Source organism: Enterococcus sp. 125944 (assembly GCF_051909435.1).
GTDB classification, from domain to species: domain Bacteria; phylum Bacillota; class Bacilli; order Lactobacillales; family Enterococcaceae; genus Enterococcus_D; species Enterococcus_D gallinarum.
Genome location: NZ_JBQASY010000051.1, coordinates 1 through 3166, shown reverse-complemented (window position 1 = coordinate 3166; position 3166 = coordinate 1). Strand labels below are relative to the sequence as shown.

The 3166-nt window shown below is 39.2% G+C and carries 6 protein-coding genes; all 6 read right to left on the bottom strand.

Annotation, left to right across the window (positions count from 1 at the left end; translation table 11 throughout):
* Nucleotides 1-161: 161 nt before the first annotated feature.
* Nucleotides 162-764: a phage tail protein gene (locus ACTFWY_RS17690; RefSeq protein WP_123836388.1), complete on the bottom strand. Its 603-nt coding sequence runs from the start codon at nucleotides 762-764 to the stop codon at nucleotides 162-164.
* Between the two features lie 31 nt (nucleotides 765-795).
* Nucleotides 796-1191 (bottom strand): hypothetical protein, encoded by a 396-nt coding sequence (locus tag ACTFWY_RS17685; protein ID WP_123836389.1) that lies wholly within the window; start codon nucleotides 1189-1191, stop codon nucleotides 796-798.
* Nucleotides 1188-1586, bottom strand: coding sequence for an HK97 gp10 family phage protein (locus ACTFWY_RS17680; RefSeq protein ID WP_252651061.1), 399 nt, complete (start codon nucleotides 1584-1586; stop codon nucleotides 1188-1190). The genes ACTFWY_RS17685 and ACTFWY_RS17680 overlap by 4 nt, the downstream gene beginning before the upstream one ends.
* Entirely contained in the window at nucleotides 1583-1963 is a 381-nt protein-coding gene (locus ACTFWY_RS17675; RefSeq protein ID WP_436796570.1) for a phage head-tail adapter protein, read from the bottom strand. The genes ACTFWY_RS17680 and ACTFWY_RS17675 overlap by 4 nt, the downstream gene beginning before the upstream one ends.
* On the bottom strand, nucleotides 1944-2222 hold the full coding sequence (locus ACTFWY_RS17670; RefSeq protein ID WP_252651059.1) for a phage gp6-like head-tail connector protein: 279 nt from the start codon (nucleotides 2220-2222) through the stop codon (nucleotides 1944-1946). The genes ACTFWY_RS17675 and ACTFWY_RS17670 overlap by 20 nt, the downstream gene beginning before the upstream one ends.
* A 74-nt stretch (nucleotides 2223-2296) precedes the next feature.
* Nucleotides 2297-3166: phage major capsid protein (locus ACTFWY_RS17665; protein WP_439939970.1), on the bottom strand; the 870-nt coding region annotated here is incomplete at its 5' end.

Here is a 3166-nt window from a genome sequence, read left to right as displayed (position 1 = left end):
GGCTCTATACCTGTAATCGATAAAGGACTTGCTCCCTCAACAATTTTAGTATCACCTTTGTAAATTCGAAATGTATCTGCCATCTTCATTTGCTCCTTTCTATGATAATTCGACTGTGGCCCCATCATTGGTTGGTGTAATTGTTCCAACGACAGGGACCGTTACTCCCCCGGCGTTGTTTCTCCAAACAATAAGCTTTTAAGCTCTGTCATTTCGGTATCGCCTTGTGCAAAGCCAACGATTTGTGGTTTGTCGATGCCATCTAATTTTTTAGCAACTGGTGTACAAACGTACTCGTCAGGCTCTGGCGTAAAGTCCTCGTCTGTGATTGTCGCAGCTTTATAAGCATCACGTCCAAAAGTTGCCGCAAAAATACCAGTACCCAAAATTTCACCAGTTGAGGCATCTTCTGATTCCAATAGAATTGCATAGTACGGTGGCTCAGTGTCGTTACCAACTAAATGAATTCCGCCTTCTTCTTTAGTCCTCTTATGACCTGCCATTTCGTGGTCCAGTTCGTATGGTACATCCAACAAGCCTAAGTTTGCTGCAACATCGCCATATCCTTTTCGTGCCAAGAAATAAGCGATATTTGATCCAAACACTTTAACTGGTGTTTTTGTTAGGCCGGTAATCTCAAAACTAGATGTCGCTCCTTCACGAGGAACGCCTTTAATTTCAACTTTTTCAGCACTCGTTGCTGGTTTCAAATCATCACCTAAACGTAAAATTGTTGCTTTTGAAAATCCGTATGGAACTGCCATTGTTAATTCCTCCTAATAAAATAGACACCGATCAATAATCAGTGTCATAAATTTTTGTATTTTTTTGATATCGTCTTGCATCAACAAAACGTTTTGTTTCCGGGAAATACTCGTCTAATCCACCTGATAACTGAGAAAAGCCAAATTCCCACATTGTGTCTTTGACAGCTTTTGCAATTTCTTTAGTCAGTATACGACTAGCTGATTCAACATTGATCTGATAGCTGAACTTTTGCGACAATTCTTTATTCGCAGCGAAGTAAGCAGGTATCGGCGGACCGCTAAAAGTATCAATAATAATAAACGCTTTTGATCTGTCAAATGATTCGGGCGCTTCATAAAACTTGATTTGTTCAGCTGTGACTTTTTCTGCAATCAGAGGATTAGCGATCAAAGCATTGTAGACTTCCATCATCATATCTTTCATCGTGCTAATTCCTCCAATTCTGATTGTAATTCTTTCAAAGCAGTTGATTCTGTTTTATCTGCCACAGCTTGTAGTTTTCCTTTCCCACGAGGACTGATATATCTACCAAAACGAGTATATCCGAACTCGCTCAAATGGACTAAACGCCATCTTGAGCCTTGCCCCCAACCGACTTGAACTTGTTTTGGAGGACCTTTTTTCACATTTGAAACGATGACTGTATCGTGTGTTTCTCCTGTGTCCATATAAGATGCTGTTGCTTCCTCAACATCCTTCTTGAGTGTTTCACCGTATTTTCTTAGAGCCTTATTCACGACTCTTGTAGTACGTTTTTCCCCTAATTTAGATTCTAGATTTTTTAAAATATCATTTACACCATTGATAGAAAACGTCATGAGGTCACCCCCAAGATGATTTTAAGGAAATCGTTATTCTCAATATCTGGCGCAAAATCTACAATATCCCAGACATCATCTTTATATCGATAATCATCCAAGACTACTTTATGGCCATTGTCTGGCAAATAGTCTGTGAATGGGTCTCGAATCTTGATTGTGACAGCTTTCTTCGTACCTTTTCCACTAAGAATATCTCTATCCTTAGAAGAAGGACTGTAGACTAAACAAGTACAGTTGAACAATTTCTTACTTTCTTGTTCGCCTGGTTCGGGTCCTTTGTTTGGCATGACTTCAAAAAAGGTAACCGGCGTATTTAAATCACCGGCCACAATTTCAGGTCGTGTATATTTTGATTTAATCGGCAACTCTATCACCTGCCAAGTCAATTGACGCGTCCATGATCATAGTTTGAAAATTGTCATAAAAGTATTCAAGCGCCTCGTTCCTCAAATAACGAGTTCGTTCATAAACTAACTCTTTCCCTTTTTGGTAATTACTAGGATCAAAAGTACCAATCAGTGATTTAATATCAGAAAAGCCACTTTCAAGCTGTTCGCCGATGTCTGCATCTTCTGATGAGTGGAAAATACGAAACCGAGCTTTATACTCATCGATATATTTTTTATCGTTCATAGTCCCACTCCTTTATGAAAGATTAATGACTGCCCCATCAGTCGTTGGCGTTACTTCGCCAATTGTTGGGGGAATTACTTCCCCGATCCACCACCGGTAATAGTAAGTGTCCAAACAGCCGCCACTTTATTATCTTTTGCTTTACCATATGCAAATGTCTTAGCAGCATATAAGTCTAGATCTTCCAATGCGAGTGTTTGATCAAATTTCTTGATTGACACACCACCACCAACATAGCCATCATAACGCCCGTTTACAAAGCTCAAACACTTACCAGTTGCTTGCGCCTCTGACTCGATAATTTGAATATTGAATGGTGTGTTCTTAACATACAATCCAGCATTAGTGACAATTGTAAAAGCGACATCTAAATCTGTGGCATCTTCTGGCGAGATTACCAAACAAAGTTTTCCAGCAGTGTTTAATCGTTTCCCATTTTCTTTTACGGAATGAAATTTCTTAATTTTACCCATTTCCAAAAGGTTTTCTTTTCCATTTGCTAAAGGATCAATTGTCAAAGTCCCTTCTGGTGTTTTTTCTGGATACACACCACCGGTGATCGATACATCTTTTTGAACTTGTCGATTTAACCCGACTGGCTGATCTTTACCAGTTCCTGATAAGAAAGCTAATTCCATAGCTACAGCAAACGCTTCTTGAATTTGTAAACGTACAAATGATTCAACCCACGCTGGACCAAATTGCGTTAAATCTTTTGGTAAGACTACAAATGCGGTCAATTTGTTTTGAATTGACTCTTCTTCACTGAACGCAGCATCTAGCTGACCTTTAATTTCATCAAAAATCTTACCCCAAACAGCTACACCGCTTGTCTCAGATTTCAAGAATTTCAAGCGTAATCCAGCATTTTTCACACCGATTGCAGCTAACAACGGATGTTCAGAAACAACATCTTCAAAAATAGTGTCAATTGTTTCTTGTGG

Excerpts from the sequence above, each read along its gene's own strand:
- ACTFWY_RS17680 (WP_252651061.1), bottom strand. The coding sequence starts at position 1,586 with ATGACGTTTTCTATCAATGGTGTAAATGATATTTTAAAAAATCTAGAA.
- ACTFWY_RS17690 (WP_123836388.1), bottom strand. The coding sequence starts at position 764 with ATGGCAGTTCCATACGGATTTTCAAAAGCAACAATTTTACGTTTAGGT.
- ACTFWY_RS17685 (WP_123836389.1), bottom strand. The coding sequence starts at position 1,191 with ATGAAAGATATGATGATGGAAGTCTACAATGCTTTGATCGCTAATCCT.
- ACTFWY_RS17670 (WP_252651059.1), bottom strand. The coding sequence starts at position 2,222 with ATGAACGATAAAAAATATATCGATGAGTATAAAGCTCGGTTTCGTATT.